The 26,308-nt window shown below is 33.8% G+C and carries 19 protein-coding genes and 1 pseudogene; 8 read left to right on the forward strand and 12 right to left on the reverse strand.

Going from position 1 to position 26,308, the window contains the following annotated elements:
• The first annotated feature begins 107 nt into the window (after nucleotides 1-107).
• Nucleotides 108-3,941 (forward strand): protein kinase, encoded by a 3,834-nt coding sequence (locus IPK14_12750; protein MBK7994249.1) that lies wholly within the window; start codon nucleotides 108-110, stop codon nucleotides 3,939-3,941.
• Nucleotides 3,942-4,035: 94 nt separating this feature from the next.
• On the opposite strand, the gene IPK14_12755 is transcribed toward IPK14_12750, so the two are convergent.
• The 4 genes from IPK14_12755 to IPK14_12770 all read right to left on the reverse strand — a co-directional run bounded on the left by IPK14_12755 (nucleotide 4,036) and on the right by IPK14_12770 (nucleotide 7,911).
• Entirely contained in the window at nucleotides 4,036-5,136 is a 1,101-nt protein-coding gene (locus tag IPK14_12755) for a hypothetical protein (protein ID MBK7994250.1), read from the reverse strand.
• A 95-nt stretch (nucleotides 5,137-5,231) separates the two neighbouring features.
• Nucleotides 5,232-6,173, reverse strand: a complete 942-nt coding sequence (locus tag IPK14_12760; protein ID MBK7994251.1) for a HEAT repeat domain-containing protein — start codon at nucleotides 6,171-6,173, stop codon at nucleotides 5,232-5,234.
• Complete coding sequence (locus IPK14_12765; protein ID MBK7994252.1) at nucleotides 6,098-7,189, reverse strand: HEAT repeat domain-containing protein; 1,092 nt, start codon at nucleotides 7,187-7,189, stop codon at nucleotides 6,098-6,100. Before IPK14_12765 ends, IPK14_12760 begins: the two co-directional genes overlap by 76 nt.
• A gap of 239 nt (nucleotides 7,190-7,428) precedes the next feature.
• Nucleotides 7,429-7,911, reverse strand: coding sequence for a hypothetical protein (locus IPK14_12770; GenBank protein ID MBK7994253.1), 483 nt, complete (start codon nucleotides 7,909-7,911; stop codon nucleotides 7,429-7,431).
• A 211-nt stretch (nucleotides 7,912-8,122) separates the two neighbouring features.
• Between IPK14_12770 and carA the strand changes: the two genes are divergently transcribed.
• Nucleotides 8,123-9,229: a glutamine-hydrolyzing carbamoyl-phosphate synthase small subunit gene (carA, locus tag IPK14_12775; GenBank protein ID MBK7994254.1), complete on the forward strand. Its 1,107-nt coding sequence runs from the start codon at nucleotides 8,123-8,125 to the stop codon at nucleotides 9,227-9,229.
• 76 nt (nucleotides 9,230-9,305) lie between these two features.
• Here carA and IPK14_12780 read toward each other — a convergent pair whose 3' ends face one another.
• Complete coding sequence (locus IPK14_12780) at nucleotides 9,306-11,051, reverse strand: cytochrome c biogenesis protein ResB (GenBank protein ID MBK7994255.1); 1,746 nt, start codon at nucleotides 11,049-11,051, stop codon at nucleotides 9,306-9,308.
• A 218-nt stretch (nucleotides 11,052-11,269) separates the two neighbouring features.
• Entirely contained in the window at nucleotides 11,270-11,545 is a 276-nt protein-coding gene (locus tag IPK14_12785) for a BMC domain-containing protein (GenBank protein ID MBK7994256.1), read from the reverse strand.
• Nucleotides 11,546-11,745: 200 nt separating this feature from the next.
• On the opposite strand from IPK14_12785, the gene IPK14_12790 reads away from it, so the two are divergent.
• The 6 genes from IPK14_12790 to IPK14_12815 all read left to right on the forward strand — a co-directional run bounded on the left by IPK14_12790 (nucleotide 11,746) and on the right by IPK14_12815 (nucleotide 15,489).
• Nucleotides 11,746-12,207, forward strand: a complete 462-nt coding sequence (locus IPK14_12790) for a hypothetical protein (GenBank protein ID MBK7994257.1) — start codon at nucleotides 11,746-11,748, stop codon at nucleotides 12,205-12,207.
• A 72-nt stretch (nucleotides 12,208-12,279) separates the two neighbouring features.
• Entirely contained in the window at nucleotides 12,280-13,062 is a 783-nt protein-coding gene (locus IPK14_12795; GenBank protein ID MBK7994258.1) for a fatty acid desaturase, read from the forward strand.
• Between the two features lie 6 nt (nucleotides 13,063-13,068).
• Nucleotides 13,069-13,653: a saccharopine dehydrogenase NADP-binding domain-containing protein gene (locus IPK14_12800; protein MBK7994259.1), complete on the forward strand. Its 585-nt coding sequence runs from the start codon at nucleotides 13,069-13,071 to the stop codon at nucleotides 13,651-13,653.
• A gap of 49 nt (nucleotides 13,654-13,702) precedes the next feature.
• Nucleotides 13,703-14,104 (forward strand): hypothetical protein, encoded by a 402-nt coding sequence (locus IPK14_12805; protein MBK7994260.1) that lies wholly within the window; start codon nucleotides 13,703-13,705, stop codon nucleotides 14,102-14,104.
• The gene (locus IPK14_12810) at nucleotides 14,091-14,303 is read left to right on the forward strand and encodes an NAD(P)-binding protein (GenBank protein MBK7994261.1); all 213 of its coding nucleotides are present in this window, start codon (nucleotides 14,091-14,093) and stop codon (nucleotides 14,301-14,303) included. The genes IPK14_12805 and IPK14_12810 overlap by 14 nt, the downstream gene beginning before the upstream one ends.
• A 247-nt stretch (nucleotides 14,304-14,550) precedes the next feature.
• On the forward strand, nucleotides 14,551-15,489 hold the full coding sequence (locus tag IPK14_12815) for a tryptophan 7-halogenase (protein MBK7994262.1): 939 nt from the start codon (nucleotides 14,551-14,553) through the stop codon (nucleotides 15,487-15,489).
• Between the two features lie 2 nt (nucleotides 15,490-15,491).
• Here IPK14_12815 and IPK14_12820 read toward each other — a convergent pair whose 3' ends face one another.
• The 6 genes and pseudogenes from IPK14_12820 to IPK14_12845 form a co-directional block, all read right to left on the reverse strand.
• Complete coding sequence (locus tag IPK14_12820; GenBank protein MBK7994263.1) at nucleotides 15,492-16,379, reverse strand: serine/threonine protein kinase; 888 nt, start codon at nucleotides 16,377-16,379, stop codon at nucleotides 15,492-15,494.
• A gap of 280 nt (nucleotides 16,380-16,659) precedes the next feature.
• Nucleotides 16,660-18,781, reverse strand: a pseudogene (locus IPK14_12825) (enoyl-CoA hydratase/isomerase family protein).
• A gap of 8 nt (nucleotides 18,782-18,789) precedes the next feature.
• Entirely contained in the window at nucleotides 18,790-20,076 is a 1,287-nt protein-coding gene (locus tag IPK14_12830) for an acetyl-CoA C-acyltransferase (GenBank protein ID MBK7994264.1), read from the reverse strand.
• A gap of 14 nt (nucleotides 20,077-20,090) precedes the next feature.
• Entirely contained in the window at nucleotides 20,091-21,902 is a 1,812-nt protein-coding gene (locus IPK14_12835) for an acyl-CoA dehydrogenase family protein (GenBank protein MBK7994265.1), read from the reverse strand.
• A gap of 246 nt (nucleotides 21,903-22,148) precedes the next feature.
• Nucleotides 22,149-24,365 (reverse strand): hypothetical protein, encoded by a 2,217-nt coding sequence (locus IPK14_12840; GenBank protein MBK7994266.1) that lies wholly within the window; start codon nucleotides 24,363-24,365, stop codon nucleotides 22,149-22,151.
• 197 nt (nucleotides 24,366-24,562) lie between these two features.
• Entirely contained in the window at nucleotides 24,563-25,372 is an 810-nt protein-coding gene (locus tag IPK14_12845; GenBank protein ID MBK7994267.1) for a DUF4388 domain-containing protein, read from the reverse strand.
• Nucleotides 25,373-26,308 lie beyond the last annotated feature (936 nt).

The raw sequence follows: 26,308 nt of genomic DNA on the forward strand, positions 1-26,308 counted from the left end.
GCATAACTGGTAAAATCAAAATATTATCAAAATATCTTATTAAAAACTATAAAAGTATAAATTACACATATATAAACCATATTACTTAATAGTAATTCTTAGGCAAAATGGGGCTAGCAACAGGAAAATTTATTGGTACTAACCGCTTTTTGATCCAACGTCGTTTGGGATCAGGCGGATTTGGTATAGTTTTCCAAGCCTATGATATACAACAGGACGAAATTGTTGCATTAAAAATCTTACAACAATGGAATGGTGAAGCACTTTTTGAATTAAAAAAAGAATTTCGCTCATTAGCAAATATAAATCACCCTAATTTAGTTACTTTATATGAGCTATTTTCTGAAGAGTCAGAATGGTTTTTTACTATGGAATTAGTTGTAGGAAAACCTTTTCTTGATTATATAAAACAAGATCCATCCATTTTAGTTAGTCAAGAAGAAACCTCTGTAGCAGCTACCATAAAAACCGATATTAAAAACCTCACTAACTTTAGCGATACATTAAAAACTGATCCTACTACTTACACATATAAACAAAATAGCTTTCTGCCCAATATAACTAATTTGCGCTTGGCAATGCACCAGTTAGTTTTAGGTATTGACTCACTACATCAAGCCAATAAATTACACTGTGACATTAAACCTTCTAATGTACTAGTAACTAATCAAGGTCAAGTAAAAATTCTAGATTTTGGGCTAGTAAGAGAACAAACTAATAATAATCACCCATTAGAAGGGAAAATTGCTGGAACTCCTGCTTATATGTCACCTGAGCAAGGTTTAGGTAAAGAGCTATCTGCTGCCTCGGATTGGTATAGTGTTGGAATAATGCTTTATCAAGCATTAACAGGGCTTTTACCTTTTAGCGGTTCACTCAAACAAATTTTAATGGACAAAGTTATAAGCAAGTTCCCTGCTCCAAATATTGTTGTTCCAGAACTACCAAAAGACCTTTGTGATTTGTGCTTGGATTTAATGAGGCATAAGCCAGAAAAACGCCCTTCTGCTAAAGAAATTTTAGCTCGGCTAGCAGCACCTAATTTAGAGCAAAAAATTGAAAGCAAAACACTAGAAAATTTCTTTGTAACTGCTCCTAATCAAGAAATTCCATTTATAGGCCGGCAACTGGAGTTAAATCTATTAGAAGAAGCCTTTCTAAAAGTTAAAAATCAAAATACTGCACTAACGGTTTTTGTGCATGGTAGCTCTGGACAAGGTAAAAGTACCCTTGTTAGACATTTTTTAGATGAACTGCAAGGTAAAGAACCAAATCTTTTAGTTTTATCTGGCCGCTGTTATCAACAAGAGTCTATTCCTTATAAAACTTTTGATAGCATTATTGATGGTTTAAGCCAACACTTAAAACATTTACCTAACACAATAAATTTACCTAATCCCCCAGGAATAATTGCATTAACTCGTCTATTTCCTGTACTTCAACAAGTAGATGAGCTTCAAAATAAAAATAGTTCTATAACTCCTAGTTCTCAAGAACTGCGTCGGCGTGCATTTACCGCTTTAAGAGAATTAATATCTTGGTTAGCAAAACAAACCCCATTAATTTTATACATAGATGATTTGCAATGGGGTGATATAGATAGTGTTAGCCTTATAGCAGACATACTTTCTCCTCCTAATCCTCCACCAATGCTGCTAATTGCTACTTATCGGACGGAAGAAACAGAATCTAGTCCCTTACTTCGTAAATTATTACCACTAGCGCAAATAGGTAAATTGTCACAAGTGCAAAAAATAGAAGTTAAAGAATTTGATCTTGAGCAAGCACAACAATTAGTAGTCTCTTTATTAAATAAAAAGCTGTTGGCCGCCTTTTCTAAAAATCAGTTACCAATAGAAAATATTATTAAAGATTCAAATGGTAGCCCATTTTTTATTATTGAACTGGCTCGCTTTTTACAAAATAGTGAGGCATCAGCCGATGATATCCATACTTTTGCTACTAATACTTTAGATCAAGCCTTAAAGCAACGGATCTTTCAACTACCTGACGCAGCAAAAGAATTGTTAGAAATAGTGGCTGTAGCTGGTCAGCCAATTAAACTTGAAGTAATTAAAAAATTATTAAAAGAAAAACTTAAAAAACATGGCTCTTTGCTACTTCTTCGCACTAATTATTTAATTCGAGTTAGAGAAACTCAAAATCAGGAAGAAATAGAAACTTATCATGACCGGATTAGAGAAACTATCCTAGGCTATTTAGAAAAACAGACATTAAAACATTATCACCTTAATTTAGCTTTAACTTTAGAAAAAGATTCTGACACCGCCCCAGAAAGATTAATGCGTCATTTTCATCAAGCAGAAAATTATCAAACTGCTTATAACTATGCTTTAACGGCTGCTAGTAATGCTAGTCAAGCCCTAGCCTTTGATCAAGCTGCTGAAGTCTACCAATTTATTTTAGAGCTAATTGATAATAAACAAATTAATGTAAATTCTAATGAGCTTCATAATTTAAGAATAAAATTAGGTGACTCGCTTACTAATGCTGGACGCGGTAAACAGGCAGCTTTAGCCTATTTGCTAGCTGCTGATAATGCTACTAATCAAGAAGAAGTTGTAGAGCTAAAACGCCGCGCTGCTGAAGAATTATTAATTAGTGGTCATATAAAAGAAGGATCTATTCTACTAAATACAATCCTAAAATTACTAGGAATGAAATTAGCTAAAACCCGTAAACATGCTTTTATCTCGCTACTTTATCAACGCTTAAAATTAAAACTACGAGGTCTAGCTTTTAAGCAACGTAAGGAGTCTGAAATTTCTAGTTTAGATTTACTTAAAATAGATACTTGCTGGTCAGTTTCCCTAGGTCTTAGTATGGTAGATACAATGCGAGGGGCAGATTTTCAAGTACATCAGCTTTTATTAGCCTTAAAAGCGGGCGAACCTTTTCGCATATCACGTGCTTTAGCTTTTGAAGCTACTTATTGTGCTACGGCTGGAAAAACTTCCTACCAACAAAGTAAACAAATTCTACAAATAGCAAAAAATTTAGCTGAAGAAACTGCTAACCCCTATGCTATTAGTTTAAGTTTTTTTCTTGATGCTGTTATCGAATTTTTAAATGGTAATTGGCAACAATCTTATGAGCTTGATATAAAAGCAGAAAAGTCCCTTCGTGATAATTGCACTGGTGTTCAATGGGAGTTGGACGGCGTTAATGTTAATATGCTACATAATTTACTTTTTTTAGGTAAATTACAAGAAGCATCAGAACGACTACCAATTTTACTTAATGAAGCTCAAAGACGTGGTGATATTTACGCTAAAAGTATTTTATCTTATAGAATCTCCTATTTTTTACATCTAGTTGGAGATGAACCAGAAAAAGCTATAGAAGAATTAACCGAAATTGCTCAATTTTGGATTAGTAAGGAATTTTACCAGCAACATTTTTATATCCTACTAGCTAAAATAGAAACAGAACTTTATCAAGGCAATTCTCAAAGAGCATGGGATTTTATATTGAAGTATCAAACTACAATAAAAACATCTTTTATTATTAATCCACAAATTCTAAGAGTATTTTGGTTTTTTGCGTTTGCTCGTACCGCATTAGCAATGTTTGCTAAAACAACTAATAATTCCTTTCTAAAACTAGCCGAACAAAAAGCTAAAGCCTTGCAAAAAGAACAAGTTGCTTGGAGTAATGCTTTTGGTTTATCTATTGAAGCATCAATAATGTATTACAAAAAAAACTTGTCTCAAGCTATTGAACTGTTGAAAAAAGCAGAAGAAGTTTTCCTTTCAGCCAACATGCAGTTATACGCAATTGTTGCTTATCGTCAATGTGGCGCATTGTTGGCAAATGAAACAGGCAAAAAAATGATTAAAACAGCCAATGACTACTTGCTATCACAACAAGTTAAATGTTTAGACAAATTTACTCAGCTTTTAATTCCAATTAAAGAATAAAATAGTTATTATGACTAGCCTAGACGCATCAAACTCAAAAAGCATGAGCCAACTACTTAGCAATCAAAATAGTCCAAAAACTTGCTGTTGATTGTTAATCATCCTCATCTGCTCCAATACGAATATCTGTTTCAAAGCGTCTGTAGTTAGTAAATTCTAGTACATTTCGGCTATAGAGTCGGTCACGATCAGAGCCAATAATTAACTCTGCACGTTTAGGAAGCAGAAATTTTTCTCCATTTATTTCAAACCAACCATAATCAACTGCTGATTCTGAAACAGTTATAGGAAAATTAGGTGGAATATCATCAGCAGCTTGCTCAATTCGCAAAATACGTTTAGTTTCTTCATCAACCCAAACACTGCCGCGATATCCAGAAATTACTGATTGATTAGAGCGTGTTTCTGTTACTTGATAAGTAGAATTTTTGGTTAATATACGAAAATCATATATTGTTGCCCTACGGCCATCTATACGATCAGATGGGCCTTGCTTAAAATCTGCCCTTGCATCTGGTCGAAAAAGTGCTACTAAAACCGTACCAAATTCACCTGTAGAACTAGCACCACCCACATTGTCATAACCATTACTAGCAGGTCTACCATTAATGGATTTTAGTTTATAGCTTTCACCCTTGGTTGCTTCAAAAGTAACTTCTATATCTAAAATATCTTTTGGTCTCCATTGCCCGCTACGAGGGTCACGGGTAAAACGTGATACTCTTTGATTAACAATAAAATTAGGTAATTCTTCGACATAACTTAAAGCATAATGTCTTGCTTGTTCAATAACAGGTAAATTGGCAAGTCTTTTTGCTATGGTTGCTGGATCTGAGTCTTCATCAGGGTTAAATTGTCCGTCATCTATCGGTTCTGCTATAGGCATAGATTTATTAGATGCTGCTCTTAATAAAGCATCTATTACCAATGATTTAGCACCTGCTTTACGAAATTCTCTAATTATTTCGTCTGTTAGAGAAAAATCTATTCCTTTTTCGTTAACTTCGGCTGCAATATCGCCTTGGACAATCTCATGCCTGCTAGCTGATTCCAGACGTTTTAAGACATCTGCTTTTGTTAAAGCTTTAGATTGTTGATAGTAGGCTAAAGTAGAAGGATTAAAAGTTGTAAGAGTTATTACTGAAAAACAAATTATTGTAATAAAAAAAATTATTCTTATATTCTTCTGATACATATTTTTACCTCTATTGGTTAGTCACCTTAAGAAGTTTGGATGGATAAAAAATTATAAAAGGTTTGCTTAAAATATAAAATTACTCCTGCTGAAAACTAGTTTCGATAAAGTTGCAACAATGCTTCTTTAGCTGCATCTTGAACAGCCGGAACAGGATCTTTTAGAGCTTTACGCAAAGCTTTAATTGCTTGCTCATCGTCAAATTCTGCTAATATTTCTGCTACTTTTCTTCTAATATCTGGCTCTTCATCTTCAAGTAGCTTTATAAAGGCTTCAACTACTCTTTTATCTTTTAGTTTCGCTAAGGATTCCATTGTATGATAACGAACACTTGAAACTTCATCTCTTAGCAAAGCAATCAAAGGCTCTACAGCTTCACTATTACCAAGACGACCTAGAGTAATTGCTGCACCTTCTCTAACATTTGAATTAACATCTCTTAATGATTCTATTAGTATTTCAACAACTGGCAAGTCTTTCATTTCAGCTAAAGCAACAATTGCTCCGGCTCGACCATCAACACTAGCTTCTTCTAAAAAGTCTAGCAACTTATAAACTACCCTAACATCTTTCATTTTTGATAAGTTAAACACAGCCGTTTGTCTTACTTCCATATCTTCACTTGCTAAAGCTGGTATTAAGTATTTTACTGCGTCAAAATCTAATATCTTTATTAAAGCTTCTCCGGCTCTTTGTCTAACAGCAGTAGATCTATCACTTAATGCTGTCACCAGTGATTTTACTGCATGCTCATTTTGAATTTTACCTAATACTAGTGCAGCAGACTCCCGAGCAAAATCATTATGTTCAATAGGGTTATTTAGAGCCGCAATTAATTTACTAACAACAAAATCAGATTTCATTTCACTTAATGCAATAATTGCTCCTACTCTAGTGTCTATGTCTTCATCTCCCAATCGCTTAATCAAAATAGGTACAACCCTAACATCATCTATTTTGGCTAAAGAATAGCCAGCAAAATAGCGAATTTCTGTAATTTCTTCCTTGTTACGAATAGTCTCAAGAAGCGCAGTAATAGCACGATCATTTTCTTTGTCCCTAAAGCATAAACAGCCCGCTTTCTTACATCAGAATTTTCATCTGTTTTTAGTGTAGTAATAATTTCATCTATTAATTCCACATTATCTAACTGTGCCATAGCTCCTAAAACAGCATATCTAATTTCTGGCCTTTTAGCTTTTAAGGCTACCGGCAAAGTAGCAGCAACATATGGATAATTTACTCCCAAAGCTACTAAAGCAGATGCTGCTGTTTCTCTCACTTCCATGTTTTCTTCTTGATAAAGTAAATTTATTAACTCTTTTAAGGTATCATATTCTCGTATTTCTGCTAGTGATTTAACAGTTATCATTCTTACAGCTAAATCAGCATCTTTTAGCTTATCAACTAAAGGTTTTATGCTACGTATATCTTTGATTCTTCCTAAAGCCCAAATAGCATTTTGCCTAACTTCTGAACTTGCATCATCAAGTGCAACAATAAGCGAATCAACTGCGCGAGAGTCTCTTAATTCGCCCAAAGCACTAGCAACATTTAATCTAATAACAGAACTTTCATCTTTAAGTAGCTCAATTAAAGGCTCTACAGCTTGAATATCCTTAATTTGTGTCAATGACCAAACTGCATTTTGTCTTACACCTTGATGAGTATCTTTTAATGCAATAATCAATGGCTCAACTGCTCGTAAATCTTTTATTTCTCCTAAAGTTCCAGCAGCTTCACAACGTATGTCACTATTAGGATTAATTAAGGCAGATATTAAGGGTTCAACTAATTTACCTAATGCCATTGTTACTTTTCTACGTACTTCTGCATCAGTATCTGACAGCACTTGCACTAAATGTTCCGCCGTAGTAACATCCCCTAGCTCGCCTAAAGCCTCGGCTGCTTCAGCACGTACCCATGCATCTTCATTTTTTAGTGCATTAATTAAATAATCTTTTGTATTAATATCTTCTGTATTTTCAATGTTTTGCGATAATATATTATTTTTATTTTTTAACTTTTGAATCAGTTCATTAAGATAAGACATTTTTCGGGACTCCACACACAAAACCTAAAGCAAGTAATTGTATTATTTAATACTTTTGATGGGCTAGCAACACTATTATTGCTTGTCTTTGAAGTTTAAGGAAAATTTCTCACAAGCAAATTGGGTAGCCTCTTAAATATAACTAAGATACTACCCGATTTACTTAATTTTTGTGTGGTTATTTGAGTGTTTTTGGTCGTTTATTCTAGTTTGTTTTGATAGGAAAAACTCTAGGTCTATTATTTATTACCAAAGGTAAAGACTATGCCTGTAGAAATTCTAGCGTTATTTAGCGCACCATTGCCATTACGAAACTGCACATAATCAGCTTGGATTAATCTTACACTAATATTTTTGTTAACTTTGTAATCTACGCCGCCGCCAAAATTCATAGCAAATGTACCTATTGGAGCAACACCCCCAAATAGAGCATGAAAATAAGGAGTAAAACGGCTATTGGTTCTAACAGAATAACGAGGGCCAAAAAGTAGCAAAGTAGCATTACTACCATTTTTACTATAAAAACTAATATCTGCAACTGCTGAAACAGACTTAGTAAGCTGTCCGCTAATAGAAGTTGTCACACCATTAAGATTATTGCCAAATTCACTATTTAAGCTAGAATAGCCTGTAAATAACTCTACTTTAGGAATAGAGCTTTGAGCTTGAGCAAAAGATGAAAAAGCTAATAAGAAAAATATTGAGATAAACACTTTATACATAAATATTTACACCTCTAAAAAATTTTATTTTTATTTATTGTTATTTTGAGAATGCTGGCCGTTTTATCTCTTGCAACAATTTTTCCGATTTTTCCAGAAAAATTCCCTACTTATTTTTAGCTTAAAAATTCTTGCTTCCGTTGGCTTTTCTTGATGGCAAATATTTTTGCGTGATAATGTAAAATAAATCTTGAAATTAAGGAAAAAATCTTTGAATAAACTTCGTGCTTTGCTGCTGTTAGAAGATGGGACTACTTTTAATGGGTATAGTTTTGGTAAAACAGGGAAAACTACTGGAGAAGTTGTCTTTAATACTTCTTTAACTGGCTACCAAGAAATTCTTACCGACCCTTCTTATAGCGAACAAATCGTAGTAATGACCTATCCTTTAATTGGTAATTATGGAATTAATCCTAATGATGGCGAATCCTCTAAACCTTTTGCAAAGGGCTTAGTAGTACGTGAATATAGCGAGCGAGCTAGTAATTGGCAATCAACTAAGTCACTAGGCCAATACTTAGAAGAAAATAATATCATTGGAATTACTGATATAGATACCCGTAAGCTAGTAAGACATATCCGAAATCGTGGAGCAATGCGAGGAATTATATCTAATCAAACAGATGATTTAGATACTTTGCTTACACAACTTCGTGCTACACCACAAATGCTAGGCCAAGAATTAGCTACACAAGTTTCTTGTAAAAATAAATATTTGTGGACAAAAGAATTTTCCCAAAACAACTCTAAAGCTAAAATTATTGCTTATGATTTTGGTATTAAGCATAATATTTTAAGATCTTTAGATAGACAAGGGTTTGATATAACTGTTGTACCTGCGTGGACAAGCTTTGAAGAAATTCAGCAACTTAACCCAGATGGAATTTTTCTTTCCAATGGGCCAGGAGACCCTGCTCCATTAAAAGAAATTGCTAACACTATTCGACATTTAGCAGATCATTATCCAATTTTTGGCATTTGCCTTGGTCATCAATTATTAGCCTTAGCATTTGGTAGCAAAACTTATAAATTAAAATTTGGTCATCGTGGAGGCAATCAACCTGTAAAAAACCTTTTAACTGGCAAAGTAGAAATTACATCACATAATCATGGTTTTAGTGTAGAAATAGATTCTCTACCAAATGAATTAGAAATGACTCACTTAAACTTAAATGACCAAACTTTAGAGGGCTTGCAACATAAACATTTGCCTGTTTTTTCTGTGCACTATCAGCCTGAAGCAGCCCCTAGGCCACACGATGTAGATTATTTATTTGAAAAATTTAGCAATGAAGTAAGTAAATATAGTGCGCATTAAATAATATAACCTAGGGTTTTAATCCTAGGTTATATTATTTTGTCTTATTAGTATTTTAGATTAAAATCCCTTTTATTTAAGTGCTAGTTAACTTTCTTTTTTGTTTACCTTTTCCTTTTGTTAAATCTGTTCCAAGGCTTTCTTCTGGCCTTATTTGTTTAAGTAATGAAGCATCTTTGAAATTTTCTTGGAAAAGTGAAAGTAGTTTGCCATAACGAATATCAAAACTTGGACGATTGCGGCTAGTATTTCCTGCAAAATGTAGGTGTAATTCATTATTTTGACCTGGTTTGATATAAACCCAAATTCTTTCATGAGAGAAGAAAAATGTTGTTAATAAAGCCATTACTAAAAAGGCACAACCCCAATATATAGTATTTACACCTGGGTCATATTGAACTTGAAGAGTATGCGCACGTGAGACTTTTTCAAAGTCTTTTAGAAAAACGTTGTAATCACCTACAGTAGTCTTATCTGCTAAAAATGGGGCAGCCTTAACTTGCTCCATCATTTCTTGAGGAAAACCATAAACATTTTTTACTGTTCCATCAGCTAGTAAAATTTCTATATCAGCAACAGGTCTAGAAAAATTCCCATCAGAAGAAAAAGGTTTTCCTGCCTTTGGATCATATTGGAAATCAGAATAAAAATTCTTCCAACGAACTTTTCCTAAATTAGGAACTTCTATTTCTCCACTAGTTTTTGGGCTAGGACGATTAAGAGTGATTTCTTGTGCTTCACCTTTACCATCTTTTGGAACTACTAAAAGAGTAAGTTTGCGGGCTGATTTAGCTTCATCAAAGCTAGCTTGAAAGAACCGATAGCCGCGAAAATCTACAGGTGAATTTAAGTGAACATTTCCATCATATTTCTTTTGTCCATCATCAAAATAAACCCTAGTATACCAATCTAAAGTGTTAGAAGGGCTAAGATCAGGTTTTTTTGAATTGATTAAACTTTGCTCAATATCATAGCAAATCAAGCGAAAAGGCATTTGAAAAGTGTTAACACTTCCATTTGCACCAGGCGAAATAAAAGTTGAAGCAGCTTCGCCAGGAGCTAAACTTACAACCCCCTTTTGTCCCCATTTAATACCAATAAACCAACCTATTAAAATTGCTAACAACCCAATATGAACTAAACAAAAAGCATAGCGATTCCAAACACCACGTTCTACAAAAACTGTAGTTCCACCATCTTCTTGAGAAACGCGAAATCTTAATGTGCTAAGTTTTGATAAAACATTGGCAAGTGGGCCAAACATTAATGCCCAGGTTGGCATTAAAACATGTTTTGCTTCTTCCGAAACTTTCTTTATTACTTCTGTTGGGACTTCTGCTTTTGCAACCTTATAATGAGAATACCAAGGTTGAAAACGAGTATAATTTTCCGATACTGTAAGCTTTGGCTTTACAAAGAAATGCCAATAACCTGGCGCACGATCAATTGTAGCCAAAATAATGTTTAGAGCTAAAGTTAATAATAGTAAGTTAAAATACCAACTATGATAAATATCAAAAAAGCCTAACATCCTATATAGAGATTCTTCTGCGGGTGTTAACGATTCATAGAACTTTTGAAAATCTGATGTCCCTTCTTGTACTACAAAAGTTCCTATCATAGAAAAAATCATTAATAATACCAATAATAAAATACCAAATTTAACGGAACTAAGTAGTTTTAAGAAGTCATCTACAATAGATTTTTCTCTTCTGCCTCTAGCAGCAGTTTGATTTTCTGTTGTGCTATCAGCTTTAACTTCAACATTAGCTTTATTTATAGCTTCTTTTTCTAAATTTGATTCAACTTTTGATGTGGACATTTACCCATCCCATGCTAAAAAATCGGGTTAAGTTTTGAAAACTTATAGAAAGTTTTTAATTTGTATTTGGGAAAAGACCCGGCGTTTGATAATAGTAACGCAGGAAATTGACTAATGCTAGCAAAGACAACTGGTTGACGGCAAGAGGCTAATCGATAAGTTTTGATTAGCCTTAGCAGAATTTTAGACAATAAAGAAATAAATTTTTAATTGTAAATTTACTTAGATTTTAAAGGTAAAGAGATTTCAATATTTTCATGTGGTCGTGGAATAACATGCACACTCATTAATTGACCAACCCGACGTGCTGCAACAGCACCTGCTTCAATAGCAGCTTTTACTGATGCAACATCACCCCGTATAATAGCTGTAACTAAAGCATCTCCAATTTTTTCATATCTTACAAAACGCACATTAGCAGCCTTTACCATAGCATCAGCCGCTTCAATCATGGCTACTAATCCTTTAGTTTCAATTAGTCCTAGTGCTTCCATTATTTGTTCTCCTGAAAATAGGTTGGCAAATGGTTATGATAAATTTCCTAGCATTAGAAATCAAGACATTTGGTAATAAAAAAAGCTGTTTGGTAGTAAAAAATATAGCCTTAACTAAGATTTTCTCTTTGCCTTTGAGGAATTAGTAAAGTAATATTTGCTTACCAAAAAAACATCTAAAACTTCTTAATAAAGTTCCTATGTTAAAAGAAAACCTTTCTCTTCCTGAGCGTCGCCTTACTGCGACAGAACGCCGTGCTGGTCGTAAATTTATTGCACATTTAATGGAAAAATTTCCTCTTTTAGGCCGTCTTGCTTATCCTGTTCGAGGAGAAGACGCAATTATTTATATTAGGATGTATACACCCGAAGATCAACAAACTACAATTGATGAGCTAGCAGCAGCATTGACAGGCTTAATTTATGAACAAGAAAAAATGCGTGTTTTTCTTATCCCAGATGACTTTCCTATTGATGAACCTATAAGAAACGAACAAGAACTAAAAATTTCTCAAGCTCAGTTAAGTTGTGATATTGATTGTCTTCGTAAATTAAGAAAGTTTAATGATGATGTAGCCAAAGAGCAAATAAATTATTATCAGAAGCGTTATCAAATTCATACCAAACACATACTTGATTATTTAAATTCATCCCACCCATAAATGGGTGGTCTAATTTCATTTATTAAAAACAAACTCTTTTTCTCGAAGGATTAACTTTTCATGATAGAAATAATGAAAGACCCCCGAGTTCGTCAAGTAGAGTGGAAAGATTTACTTAGTTTAAGTAAATATGAGGTTATAAAAGAATTATTTATTTCTCTACCTTGGCTAGTGTCTTCTTTATATTTAGCTCATAAAGGCTTCTATTTAATAGCTTTACCTTTGTCATTTATCTTTTTCCTTACAGGTCTTAGACAAGTACATAATGCTTATCATTATGCTTTAGGAATTTCTCAAAGTTTAACTGAATGGATTATTTTTATTCTTAGCTTGCTAATGCTAGGATCTATGCACGCAGTACAAATTACACATCTAGAACATCATAAACATTGTATGGATGAACAAGACGTTGAAGCGGCTAGTGCTAAACTTAGCGGACTAAAAGCAATATTAGTCGGGCCGCTATTTCCTATTCGCCTTCATCTAAAAGCATTAAGCACTGCAAAAGGGAAGCAAAAACACTGGCTCTATTTAGAACTACTGGCAACTTTAGCAATTATAGTTTTAGCTTTTAGCGTTTTAGACCTACAAATGCTTAAATATCATATAATTACAATGTCTGTTGGACAATGTTTAACTTCCTTTTTTGCTGTTTGGACTGTTCATCACGATTGTGATCGTTATCATTTTATTGCTCGTACTTTACGAGGTAGTGTAAAAAATTTTATTTCATTTAATATGTTTTTCCACGTTGAGCATCATTTATACCCTAAAGTTCCTACTTGCCATTTACCTAAGTTAGCAACTCGTTTAGACAAAATGGTACCTGAACTTAGCCAAAAACAAGTATTTTAACTTTTAATGAAGAAACTACTAATTATTGGTGCTACAGGAGTTATTGGGCAAAGAATTGTTAAATTATCAGAGCGTTTATTAACTAACACAGAAATTATTAAAGCTTGTCGCAAGATTCCAAAACAAGATAGCTCTTTTCGCCAAGTTGATATTTTCAATCAAGAATCCTTAGAAAGAGTTTTAGTAGACATAAATGTTGTAATTAATAGTGTTGGGCCATTTGAATATAATCCAGAGTTATTATTAAATACTTGTTTTAAGGCTAATTGTCATTATATAGATATTGCTGAAACCAAAGATTTTATCAGCCAGGTAGAAAATATAGCCTTATCAAATAAAAATTCCTCTTATGTGGTTACAGGTTGTTCAACAATTCCAGCACTTATAGAAACTATTGTGCAAATTTGGAAAGAAGAAAAAAATTTAGCTGAAATTCGCGTCTTTTTAAGTATGGGGTCTAATAATAATGTTTCCCCAACTTTAATTTATAGCTTACTGCGTCCTTTGGGAAAGCTTGATAAAAACAATAGAAAATATTTTGCTCAACTTATAAAAAATTTTTCCTCAAGCAGGAAAACGCCTTTATGGTAACTATCCATCGGCCTTTGAGCAAATAGGGGTAAAAATAAATAATCAATTCTTGGAAGCTAACTTTTATGTAGGCTTTGATAAACCTATTTATAGTTATTTATTATTTTTAGCTAGTAAAATACTTCCTAAAATACCAGATAATTTATTATTTAACTTATCTAAAATAGCTGATTTATTTACTCCCATAGTTAAATCTATTGGTAGCCAAACAGGTATTTTACTAATAGAAACTTTAGATAAAAATCAGAATATTTTAGATACAATTGAAATTCTAGCAAATAGCGAAGGACTTAATATTCCAGCACTTCCAAGTGTATGGACAGCTAAAAAATTATTAGAAAATAACTTGAATTTTCCAAATAAAACGCTACTTTTAAGTGATTTATTTAGCCCCAAAGAAATATTTCAATTACTAAATAAAGAAGGTTATAAAATTTATGGAGCAAACTAATAAAATATCTAATGAAATTACTAAAGCTGACACGCTTTGGGACGTTATTGTTGTAGGCTCTGGCTTAGGTGGTATTGCTCTATCTATTTTACTAGCTAGATTAGGCTATCGTATTTTAGTAATTGAACGTAATGCTGTTGGACATTTTCGAGTTGGAGAATCTTTAGACTGGGAAGCACCTATCTTCTTGAAAAGCTAGGCTTACCTATTGAACAATTAGTAGCAGAAGGAAAAGCTACTTTTAAGCATGGAGCTATTGCTTCATCTGTTAGCCAACCTAGTATTGAAGCAAGATTTGGATTTTCCTTGTTATTTAAGGTTTTAATGGGAATGGTCGGACGTGGTAAACCTTCAATTCATCTTTAACCGGGAATTAATAGATATTGATTTAATTAATACAGCTTTATCAGCAGGTGCAAAGCTAATTACAGGGTAAAGCAACCAAAATAGCAACTGAAAACGATCGTGTAACTAGTGTAACTTTAGCTGATGGTCGTCAATTTACTGGAAAATTTTATCTTGATGCTACAGGTCAAGCTAGCTTATTTCGTAGAGCATTTGGTATAGGTCAAACTACTATTGGAGCAAAAAAAGTAAATATTCGTGCTAGATTTCCACATACTTATGACAACACAGGAACAAGAATCCGTACAGATGACACAATGAATGACCCAGCTTGGATTTGGGATATTCATATTTCTCAAGATGTTACTGATATTGGAATAGTTGTTACAGAAAGAGATTTTGCCACTTTACGAAAAGAATTCTCATCTTTAGCAGAAATTTTTCTTCACCTTACACAAAAACATGAGAGTCTACATTGGTTAGCACCTCTAATTACAAAAGAAACCAAGTTTTGGACTTGTACTTTTCAAGATATGGTTTCACATAAAAGTAATGGAGAAAATTGGATTGCTATTGGTGAAGCAGCCTTTTTAGTAGATGCCCTGCTTTCTAGCGGCTTTACGGCTTCTTTACGCACAGGTTTTTCTGCTTCAAATATTATTAAAGATGCTTTAGCTAAAAATTCTCCCATTTTATGTCCTAAAAAACGGCTAATTTATCATGAAAAAGCTTCTATGCAAATTAGAAGCGTTAACCAACTTTTAGAAACTCTTTGGTATCAAGGCAGGCTTAGACATTACTATTCTTTTATGTTAAATGTAGCTTCAATCTTGACTATTAACTTTAATCTTAATCATTTTCATACTAGATATATTCCTAGTACAATTTTTGGATTAAGAATGCTAAAGCTATTTCATAAAACTATAGATGCTTTTGTGCCTAGGTATAATAATTTATTAACAAAAATAGCTATTTGGTTAGGGAAAACTAACCCTCATATAGTTTCAATGCCTGTAACCCAAGTTAAACAAACTATTTAGTATTACTGTAAACTTTCAACAATTTGTCTAAAATCTTCCCAAAAATCCAATGCGCTTTTGTATCTTTCCACTGGATTACGATTTAGAACCTTCATCAATACTTTGTCTAATGCTTGAGGAAAAAATTTATATGCTTGCGAAGGAGGAGTAATATCTTTATAGACTTTGTTATATAGTAATTGTTCTTTGGTAATACCAATAACTGGATATCTATCTGTAAGTAATTGATAAATTATTACCCCTAAACTATAAACATCTGAAGCAGGGCTTAAATCTACACAAAGCAAATATTCAGGAGCAATATAATGAATTGTACCTAATATTACTCCTGTTTCAGTTAAATTTGTCCCGCTAGTAATATCCTCATTGGGTGCAAGTAGTTTAGCGATACCAAAATCAGCTAATTTTACTTGGATTTCCCCCAACTCATTTTTAGAAAGCAAAATATTAGCAGGTTTTAGATCTCTATGTAGAACTTGTTTTTGATGGGCATATTCTAGCGACTCACAAAGTTGCTTAACAATTGATAAACTATCTTTAGGTCTTAAAGGTGCTTCTTTTTTAATGTAAGCACTTAATGATTCTCCTCTAACATATTCCATTGAGATAAAAATAGTATTTTCATCAACCTCTCCATAATTATAAGTTCTAACAACATTAGGATGGACAAGGGCCATACCCATTTTAGCTTCTCTAAAAAAGCGTTTCTTTCCCACATTATCAGAAGCTATTTCTGTAAATAACAATTTAATAGCAACAATTCTTTTTTCTTCTTCGTCCACAGCCTCAAAGACAACTCCCATACCACCTTCACCAAGAATTTTTAACAATTTATATCGTTTACAAATAGTTTCACCAATTAACTGTGTTAAATTATTTGTCTCTATCATTTTTACCTACTTAAGTATTTCGTAAAGTTTTTTGTTACTTTTTTCTAAAATTTTGTACGTTTTTTTTAACTGTTTACGTCTTTATAACAAAACTTTATTTTTTTGCAAATATATAAATTAATGCGCAAAACAAGATAAAAGTGGGCAAACAAGTAAAAGTGTTTCTTTGATCTCTCAACCAAATTTCCTAAAAGCTGGAAACGGCTGGGCAAATAAATTTAGCCACTAAAAATATAGTTTTTTAGTGGCTATTTTTTTACTAAGTAGAAAGTTTTAGTGACTATTTTTTAGGGAAAAAAGTTTTCTCTGCTGCTGCCATATCTATAAGAATTTGTGCTGGTTGGAAGCGTTCACCATATTTTTCAGCCAGTTTATGTAAGTTTTTAACTACTTTATCTAGTCCAATTTTATCAGCATAGTAAAATGGCCCGCCTAGAATTGGAGGAAAGCCTATGCCCATCACACCGCCAACATCCCCATCACGAGGATTACGCAAAATATTTTCTTGCAAACATAAAGCACTTTCATTAACAAAAGCATAAAGATAACGGTCAGCGATTTCTGCTAAATCGGCTGGCTTACGGTCATGACCATAAGGAATTAGGCTATAAATACTATGGTCAACGCCGCCTTTTTTGCCATCATTGTAGAGATAAAAACCTCGTCCATTCTTACGACCAAAACGACCATCAGCAACTACTTTAGAAACTAGGTCTGGCCCTTTCATTCTGCTACCAAAAACTTGTGCTATTACTTTGCCAGCTTTTTCTGCAACATCAATTCCAACTTCATCGCTTAAAACTACTGGCCCGACAGGAAAACCAACTTTAGTTGCTGCTTGATCAAGGTCTTCAATCTTATAGCCTTCATCTAGCCCACAATAAGCTTCCATCACATAACGACCAATAACGCGCGAAGTGTAGAAACCAAAACCATCATTAACAACAATTGGAGTTTTACCATAGCGTTTACTGATTTCTACAGTTGTTGCAATGGTTTCAGGAGAAGTTTTTTCTGTAACAATAATTTCTACAAGTGGCATTTTATGAACAGGTGAAAAGAAGTGCATTCCAATAAATTTTTCTGGACGTTTAGAAGCTTGTGCTAGAAGAGAAATAGGAATAGCAGATGTGTTGCTAGCAAAAATTGCATGTTCAGGTATTACGGCTTCTACTTCTTTAATAATTTTATGTTTTAGCGGAACATCTTCAAAAACAGCTTCAATAACAATGTCTACATCCTTAAAACCTGTGTAATCTGTACATCCAGAAACTCTATCCATTCGCTTAAATACATCAATGTTGCCGTTACGACGTTTGGCATATTTTTTCATTAATTATTTCAGCTACATAAGCAATGCCTTTTCCTACTGCCGCGTGATCACGGTCTTTCATTCTTACAGCATAGCCCGTATCTGTGCTAACAGCCGCAACACCTGCACCCATTAACCCTGCACCTAAAACACCGATTTTTGTTACTTTCATTGGCTTAACGCTTGGAGCAACGGAGGTGTCTTTCTTTGATTCAGTGCTAGCAAAGAAAAGATGTATTAGGCTATGAGCTTCACTAGAAACAACTAGTTCACCAAATCCACGTGCTTCAGCTTCTAGCCCTGCTTCTAAGCCTTTAGTCAAACTTTCTTCAATTGCATGTAGAATTTTATAAGGTGCTGGATAAACGCCTTTGGTGTGTTTATCTACCATTGTTTTAGCACCTTTTAAGAGCGTAGTTAAAGCTTCACCTTGTGGAATGGGCCAGATTGGACGAGTAATTTTTAGGGTCTTGTTAGCTAGTTTTAAGGCTCGGTCTTCTGCTGCTCTACGTAAAAATGCAGCAGGAACAACTTCATCAATTAACCCTACAAACTTAGCTCGTGGAGGAAAAATATTTTTTCCTTCTAAAATTGATTGTAATGCCATTTCTAGAGGAATTAAGCGGATTAAACGATTTAGACCAGTAGCACCAGGAAGTAACCCAAGTTTAACTTCAGGAAGTGCAAAAGTCGTCTTTGGATGATCTGTAGCAATTCGATAATGACAATTAAGGGCAATCTCTAATCCACCACCAAGACACGCGCCATTGATAGCACAAACTACAGGTTTAGGTGAATCAAAGAGACGAGAAAATAGTTTATGTGCTGCACGGCTTCCTTGATAGCCATCTTCAGCAGTTTTTAGATCGGCAAACATTGTAATATCTGCACCTGCTAGAAAATTATCTTCTTTACCACTAATTAAAACTAAGGCTCGGATATTGCTATCTGTTTCAAATTTGGTAAGAATTTGCTCTAATTCTTCTAGGGCTTGGCGTTTTAGAACATTTAGTTTTTCACCTGGTAGATCAATAATAATTGTGCCTACCCCATCTTTATTTACTTCTAAAGTAAGAATATTGTTTTCCATAAGTCTCCTTAATTCCCACGCTCTAAAATAATGGTTGCACCCAATGCACCACCAGCGCAAATTGTCACCATACCAAGTTGGCTATCTCGGCGATTCATTTCATAAGCTAAAGTCGTTACTAGTCGTGCGCCTGTTGCACCAAATGGATGACCTAAAGAAACCGACCCGCCATAAACGTTAAATTTATCCATGTTCATTTCTCCAAGTGGCTCGCTACGTCCTAGGCGTTCTTCAGCAAACTTCTTACAAGCAAAAGCTTTAAGATTGCAAAGAATTTGTCCTGCAAAAGCTTCGTGCATCTCAATTAAATCCATATCAGCTAAAGTAAGCTTAGTTTGAGCAAAGGCTTTAGCTGTAGCAAAAGCAGGGCCGAGCAACAAACCTCGATCAGGGTCTAAACCAGCAAAGGAACAATGTTTGATATAGGCTAGAGGTTTATAGCCAAGAGCTTTAGCTTTTTCTTCTGTCATAAGTAACACGGCTGATGCACCATCTGTTAACGGGCTAGAATTAGCTGGGGTGACAGTTCCAAACTCTTTATCAAAAGCAGGCTTCAGAGAAGCGATTTTAGCGCGATCTGGAACTTTACGAACAATGTCATCTTCTGTTATTGGCTTATAACTTTTTGGAGCATAAACTGTGGCAATTTCAGCAGGAATATGACCTGCTTCATAACCACGACCTGCAAAAAGATGGCTACGATAAGCATATTCATCTTGATCTTGGCGACTAACGCCCCATTCACGAGCTAGTATTTCGCAATGTTCACCCATAGTTAAGCCTGTATAAGGCTCAGAAATAGAAATATTTGCAGGCATAATATCTTGCAGTTTAACCTGCATAATTGTGTACATTTTTTCTTCTTGAGTTTTCTTAGTGCTAGCATCCATTAAAATACGGCGAAAAGGTTCTGATACTGTCATTGGAACATCAGATAAAGATTCAGCACCGCCAGCAATTGCAACTTGAGAATTACCTAACGCTACAGAAGCAGCAGCAGAAGCAATTGCCCGCGCACCTGTTGCACAAGCCATTTGTACAGTATGACCAGGGGCAGAATGTGGCATACCAATAGTTAGACCAACTTCACGAGCAATATTAGCAACAGAAGGCTTACTAATAGCTGTACCATAAACTATTTCATCTATTTCTTTTGGGTTAAGGTCTGCACGGTTAATTAATTCTCTAACGCAAGCTTTACCAAGGTCTAATGCCGTCATTTCACTAAATGAACCACTTGCTTTCACAAATGGAGTACGACAACCAGCAATGATTGCTACTCTATTTAAGCTCATAAAAAATAATCTCCTTAATCAAATGGATAACATTCTTGGTCAATAATCCTATCCGCAATACGGCGGCGGGCTGTGACTGTGTTGATGGGTTGCCATTGCAATAAGCGATGGAGTGATTTTAATGACGCGCTTAACTCAGCTTCTTCACTAATTACAGCTAAAGTCTTACGTGCAATTACTTCCATCTTCATCACTGAGTCATTGATAAAAACTTTCATCATATCAATATGATATTGGCTATCTGCTTCACCCTTATTTTCAATACGTTTAAGTGTGCGAAGTAGCGTACTTTCAGCAGCATAAGTTTCCATGATGCAATCACTAATTGCAGCAACAACTTCTTGTTCTTCAGATAGTTGTACCATCCATTTTTGCGCTGCTTGCCAAAGCAACATAATGCAGGCTTTTTTCATATTGGCAACTAAAGTTTTCTCTGTGCTAAATAAACTTCCGTCTTTGGGATTTGGATCTAATTGTGGTAAGGGGCCAGTGTCATAAACATCCTTAATCGTTCTTTCGCCAGCTTCAACTATAGGTAAATCGCCACTCATTCCCCGCTTGATTAACATATCAATAATTAACATGCGGTTAATTTCATTTGTACCTTCAAAAATACGTGTTGGGCGAGCATCTCTATAATCTTTTTCAACAGGATATTCCTTGCTATAGCCATTACCGCCAAAAATTTGCACCGCTTCATCAACTGCATAGCCTTGGGCCTCTGAGCCATAAACCTTCATTATTGAGCTTTCAATTGCATATTCCTTTAGAACTTCCATTGAGCGAGCAAGATAATCACTTGCTTCTGAGTCTAAACCATGAAGTTGATCATCAATAAGCCCTGCGGTACGAAATGCCATTGATTCAACAGCATAGGCACGAATCGCCATTTCTGCCAGCTTTTGTTTAATTAAACCAAAATCTGTAATTGACTTCCCAAATGCTTTACGCATTTTACCGTATTTAACTGATACACCAATAGAGCGTTTAATTTGAGCATAAGCACCAGAGCCAATATTCATACGTCCCATATTTAGAGCATTAAACGCAATATGATGACCTTTTCCTATTTCACCTAAAATATTTTCAATAGGCACTTTTACATTATCAAAAAATACAGGACGAGTTGATGAGCCAGTCAAGCCCATTTTCTTTTCTTCATTGCCTAGAGTGATGCCTGGGCTATCGGCTTCAACAATAAACATAGTGAATTTCTTTCCATCAACTTTGGCAGCAACATTAAATAGATTTGCAAAACCAGCATTAGTAATCCACATTTTGCTTCCATTAATAATGTAATGTTTGCCATCTTCAGAAAGTGTTGCAGTGGTACGAATTGACATTGCATCTGAGCCGCAATGAGGTTCAGTTAAGCAATAAGCTGCAATCCATTCACCAGAAAGAAGTTTGGTTAAATATTTTTTGCGTTGGTCTTCACTTCCAAAATAAACTATTGGAATCATTCCTACTGAGGTATGAACACCAACACAACCAGCAAAAGAAAATTGTTTAGTGTGGTTTTCACCTACTAAAAGGGCTGTAGATTTTTTCATTCCATAACCTCCCATTGAGGTAGGAACTTCTAAACCTAGCAATCCTACATCGCCAGCCTTACGCATTAGCTCTCGCATAGTATCCACATTTAGAGCTTCAATTTCTTCTGTTCTAGGCAATACTTCTTTATCAAAAAATTCTTTAATAGCACTAGCTACTTGATATTGTATTTCTTCTAAATCGTCACGAGTAAAAATAGAATTTGGGTTAGTTTCGGTGATGAGAAACTCACCACCTCTAACCATATGCTTAGAGGTTGCTACTGATGTCATGAAAAAACTCCTTGATTATCATTTGCGGCAAGAGGGCTAACTATATATCGATTTTTAACTAGGATCAAGTATTGATTTGAATGACGGGTCAGTTAATTTACGGCTAGAACTATGAGTAAACTCAAAAAGTTAGTGACTTGGCTTTTTTTATTCATTTAATTATATTGTTTAGTAAATTTAAGAAGGTTAACTAGCTATTAGGCATTTATAGAGCTAGTTAACCTTCTTTTAGAATTGGTATTCTTACTACTCGCCTGCTTTTCTTAAATTTTGTATTTGTTTGATTAACTCTTTGGCTATTTTTGGGGCTGCCGCTCTAGCATCGCCAGCAATAATTTTACCGCTAGCTAAAATTATCCCTTTTTTAGCGTGTTTTAAGTTAAAAGTATAATCAAAGGTAAAAACAGGTCGGTCAACGGTGATTATTAAATTCAGGTTTGACCAATTATCAGAAATGGCTAGACCTTGTGATTGAAACTCTTTGTCATTAAGCAAAGCTGTTTGAAGAAAATCTATATTAAAAAATCTAGTTTTAGTATGAATCCCAATAGTTTGTGAAGCCCTTAGTAGTGCGGCGGGGCTATTATCATTAGCATTTCCATAGCTTGATGTTAGTGGCCCTTGAGCATTTAATTTTGTTGATGAGTTAAGAGCTACAACATTAGTAGTAGGTAAAGTGTTTAAATTACTTTTAGTTACAGCTTGATTATTTTGGCGTAAGTTTTTAGCTAGAATTTGACTAGAAAGATATTCACCTAAATGTAACTCTTGAACTAAATCACTATAATATTTTTCCCAAGCATCGCGCTTAAAAGCACCATTAGCAACAACTAATTGGCTATAGCCAAGCGAAGAAAGTCGAGAGCTTGCACGAACACGGGCTAAGAATTCTTCTTTGTCCAGTCCTGCTTCGGCAGCAGCTAAGGGTAAAGAAAGTTCTGCTTCAAAACGTCGCGCTAGTGCATTAATTGGCTCACTTTGAAGATTAGGACTTAATTTGCTACCAGTTTTTTCTATTGCTTGACGAAATCTGTCTTGGTCTTGCTCTAAAAGATTGTCCAAAGTGTTTTGTGTTGGATAAATCGCTAAAGCTTTTTCTAGGGTAAAATAGCGGCTAGTGTTTCGGCTAGCAGAAGTTAATTCTGCTTCTAAAGTGCTTCTCATATCATCACGAAAATATTTCATTCCAGCAAAATGACAACTCATACAAGAACGGCCATTATGAATTATTGGACTCTCTGGAGAACTACGATCCGACACAATTGCAACAGGAGCGACATCTAGGCGTTTTCCATGGCTATCAACAAGAAAATAAGCTTGCATTCCGTTTGGAAGGTTAAAAATCATTTCTCCACCAGCCGAAGTCATAGTTAAAGGCGAGCTAAAAATATTTTGACTATCTAAGCTAGAGCTAAAATCATAACTTTTCCAGTATGCTCCATAATTTGAAACGTGACGCTCTACAATACGGTTATTTTGTGATACTCCACTACTGCGCAACCCTGCACGAATAATATTTCTTTCTTCCTGTAAATTACGATTAACATCAACACCTAAGAGTTTTTCTAGCTCTGTAATTGTATTAGGTAAACAAAGAATATTATGATAAAGCGGTGCTACAGAAGCATTTGCCATAAACCAATCGGCGCGAATATAAGGAATTTCTGCACCTGAAAAAGATTTAATCACTTCATTAGCAGGCAACTTTACAGCATAAGGATAAGAAGACAAAATTGTCCGCCAAGTGTCTGCTGTCCAATTAAAATCACGTAAATCTATTCGTAGCAAAGTTTTTTCTGCATTAATTGGTGTGGGAATAGTAATTTCCTTATGCCAGGACAAACTATTAATTAATTTTGTTAGCCCAACTCGATATTGTTCTAATTCTTCTTCTGAAATAGAAGCATTGCTTAAATGTGTAATGCTAAAATAGCGCAAATAAGGCCGTGAACGTTCAGAAGCTTGCTCAAGGTCTTTTTCAATTGTGGCAAGAAGTGCTGATTCTGCAATAAATTTTTTATTTTTTATATTATCTGTTGGTTTTTCTTGCTCTTTATCCCAACTTGGCGCACCTGCTAAAACCCACGTCCGTAAAATAGCTTTATCTTTTTCAGAAAGTGGACTTTTGCCTATAGGCATTGCATTAGTTTCAACCATTTTAAGTAGCAAAGAATTAGCATCACCAGCAATAACCGTTTTATTTTCAATTAGTCGAGCATGGTCTAGCACAAAAATATTTTTTGTTGCTACTCCATTCATTCCATGACATTGCAAACAATTTTTAGTTAATATCGCTCTGGCCTGCTGTGCTAACTCAAAATTTTTATTGCTTGCACTAGTTGTATCAGCTTGTAAATTGTTAGAATTTAATAAACCAATAACTAAACAAATTGTAAGAAATAAAATGATAGATTGGTTTTTAAGCTGATATTTAGGCTGTTTGGTTAGTTTAGAGAAAAACATATCCTTATCACCTCATATGTTAGGTAATTATTTATTTAAGTTTTTAAGTTTGATTTATAGAGATTGGTTTTTAATGGAATGTAAAAAAAGAAAAAACTTGCAGAAAAATATCTGTAAGTTTTAGATAAAAAACCAGGTGTTTTAAGTTTTTCGTAACTTAAAACACCTGGTTTTTTATCTAAAACTTAAGAGGTTTATTAAACTTCTAAGCGGCCTTCAAGTTCTCCTAATTTATAGCGAGCCATAGCTAAATTAGATTGCGCTCTATTTAATACAAAATAGATAAAAAGATTTGGGGCATTAGTTAAAGGACGTATAAGATGATATTGCTGACCTAATGTAATTAAAATATCTTCTATTTTATCTTTTAAGCCTAAGCTGTGCATTGTCTTTAACTTTGATCGAAATACTTCACTATTACCTGCCGCAGCAAGTTCTAAATTTATGCCACTACCAATTGAACCTAAAGCCATACCGCTTTTTGCATCAACAATACTTGCAGCCATAGCTCCATCAACTTTCATTAACTCATTTAAACATTCATTAATATTTCCCATCTGTATTTCCTCCTGAGTATTACTTAATTCTTTATTAACTTTTTCTTTAACAACAGATAATTTTTCAGCATTATCAGAACCTTGCACTAAAGATAAATTAGGTTTTGAAGATAATTTTTGTAAATTATTTTGGGTATTTATCCTTGAAGCTTCCATAAATAGAACCGATAAAGGTTTATTTATAATATTTGTGCGGGTTTGCTCTTTTCTTACTATATCTCTAACATCTATTTCAACATCTTCCCAGAAAAGAATCTTATAAACAGCTTCTTCCCCTTCATAGTCTTCATAAAGAGCATCTACAAGTTTGCCTAAAAAGAAGTATAAAAAACCATCCCCTTCTTTAGATGAAACTTGAAGCAAGCAAGATTTCTTTTCTACTTCTAAAGATTGTAGTAAGCTAAACAGAGCATTATTTGTTTCGTATTTTTTGGATGTTTGACTTATCATGCATTTATTTATACTAAGTTAGTAAAAATCAGTATATTAGCCGATTTTCAGATTATTTTATGAAGTTTAATTTATTATTTTTAATATAAATTAAGTACTAACCAAAACATTCCCTGTTTTTTAGTTTCTATACTTTATTAGTTAGGGGGTCTTTTTAAGCGGGAAGGATTAAAAAGACATATTTTTATAGTGTATTTTGAAAAGTCCCTTTGACAAAAATATACTTTCTTAGAAGTTGATTATACATACAATATTTTGTTTGACAACATAGTTAATTAAATTTTTAGATAGTTTTTAGGAAATATTAATATAGTTTTTCACATTTTATTTATATTTATTATTTAATATAATTAGTTATAATACAGTATCTTAGACTAATTTATTAGCTATAATTTCTTATTATTGATATAAAAAATTATTAAATTTCTTGCGTATTTTTAAGAGAAATTTTACATATAATATTTATAATTTACGATAAACATTGTAGGCAAATTCAAACAAGTATGTTTAGTTTGGAATAAATAAGTGATAGTACAAAGCTACTTTTTTATATGCCTGTTAATTTACTTAAGCTAATTATATAGGAAATAAATTAAAAAAATTTTTACTTATGGGAAAATTTCCTCAAAAATTATTTAATAATAATAAAATAATAATCTTCCTAAATTATTAAATAATAATCCTTATTGATATATTTTTATTATTTTCAATAAAATAGTTAATATACCTATAACTAGCTGTTATTTTATGTAGTTACAAGCTATATTATAAGGATTTTTATTTTGTTATAATCATTAGATTTATTATATTTAATCTTTTGTTTATTATTACGCTTTTTCATCTAAGCCATAATTTATATGGCCCATTTATCCGTAAATTAAATAGTTGGAATAGTTATTGCGTTTGCCATGAATATATTGAGCAATCAAGCTCTTT

The organism is Blastocatellia bacterium, from assembly GCA_016713405.1.
Taxonomy (GTDB): domain Bacteria; phylum Acidobacteriota; class Blastocatellia; order Chloracidobacteriales; family JADJPF01; genus JADJPF01.

Excerpts from the sequence above, each read along its gene's own strand:
- IPK14_12750 (MBK7994249.1), top strand. The coding sequence starts at position 108 with ATGGGGCTAGCAACAGGAAAATTTATTGGTACTAACCGCTTTTTGATC.
- IPK14_12755 (MBK7994250.1), bottom strand. The coding sequence starts at position 5,136 with ATGTATCAGAAGAATATAAGAATAATTTTTTTTATTACAATAATTTGT.
- IPK14_12765 (MBK7994252.1), bottom strand. The coding sequence starts at position 7,189 with ATGTCTTATCTTAATGAACTGATTCAAAAGTTAAAAAATAAAAATAAT.
- IPK14_12770 (MBK7994253.1), bottom strand. The coding sequence starts at position 7,911 with ATGTATAAAGTGTTTATCTCAATATTTTTCTTATTAGCTTTTTCATCT.
- IPK14_12780 (MBK7994255.1), bottom strand. The coding sequence starts at position 11,051 with ATGTCCACATCAAAAGTTGAATCAAATTTAGAAAAAGAAGCTATAAAT.
- IPK14_12785 (MBK7994256.1), bottom strand. The coding sequence starts at position 11,545 with ATGGAAGCACTAGGACTAATTGAAACTAAAGGATTAGTAGCCATGATT.
- IPK14_12790 (MBK7994257.1), top strand. The coding sequence starts at position 11,746 with ATGTTAAAAGAAAACCTTTCTCTTCCTGAGCGTCGCCTTACTGCGACA.
- IPK14_12795 (MBK7994258.1), top strand. The coding sequence starts at position 12,280 with ATGAAAGACCCCCGAGTTCGTCAAGTAGAGTGGAAAGATTTACTTAGT.
- IPK14_12800 (MBK7994259.1), top strand. The coding sequence starts at position 13,069 with ATGAAGAAACTACTAATTATTGGTGCTACAGGAGTTATTGGGCAAAGA.
- IPK14_12810 (MBK7994261.1), top strand. The coding sequence starts at position 14,091 with ATGGAGCAAACTAATAAAATATCTAATGAAATTACTAAAGCTGACACG.
- IPK14_12820 (MBK7994263.1), bottom strand. The coding sequence starts at position 16,379 with ATGATAGAGACAAATAATTTAACACAGTTAATTGGTGAAACTATTTGT.
- IPK14_12830 (MBK7994264.1), bottom strand. The coding sequence starts at position 20,076 with ATGAGCTTAAATAGAGTAGCAATCATTGCTGGTTGTCGTACTCCATTT.
- IPK14_12835 (MBK7994265.1), bottom strand. The coding sequence starts at position 21,902 with ATGACATCAGTAGCAACCTCTAAGCATATGGTTAGAGGTGGTGAGTTT.
- IPK14_12840 (MBK7994266.1), bottom strand. The coding sequence starts at position 24,365 with ATGTTTTTCTCTAAACTAACCAAACAGCCTAAATATCAGCTTAAAAAC.
- IPK14_12845 (MBK7994267.1), bottom strand. The coding sequence starts at position 25,372 with ATGATAAGTCAAACATCCAAAAAATACGAAACAAATAATGCTCTGTTT.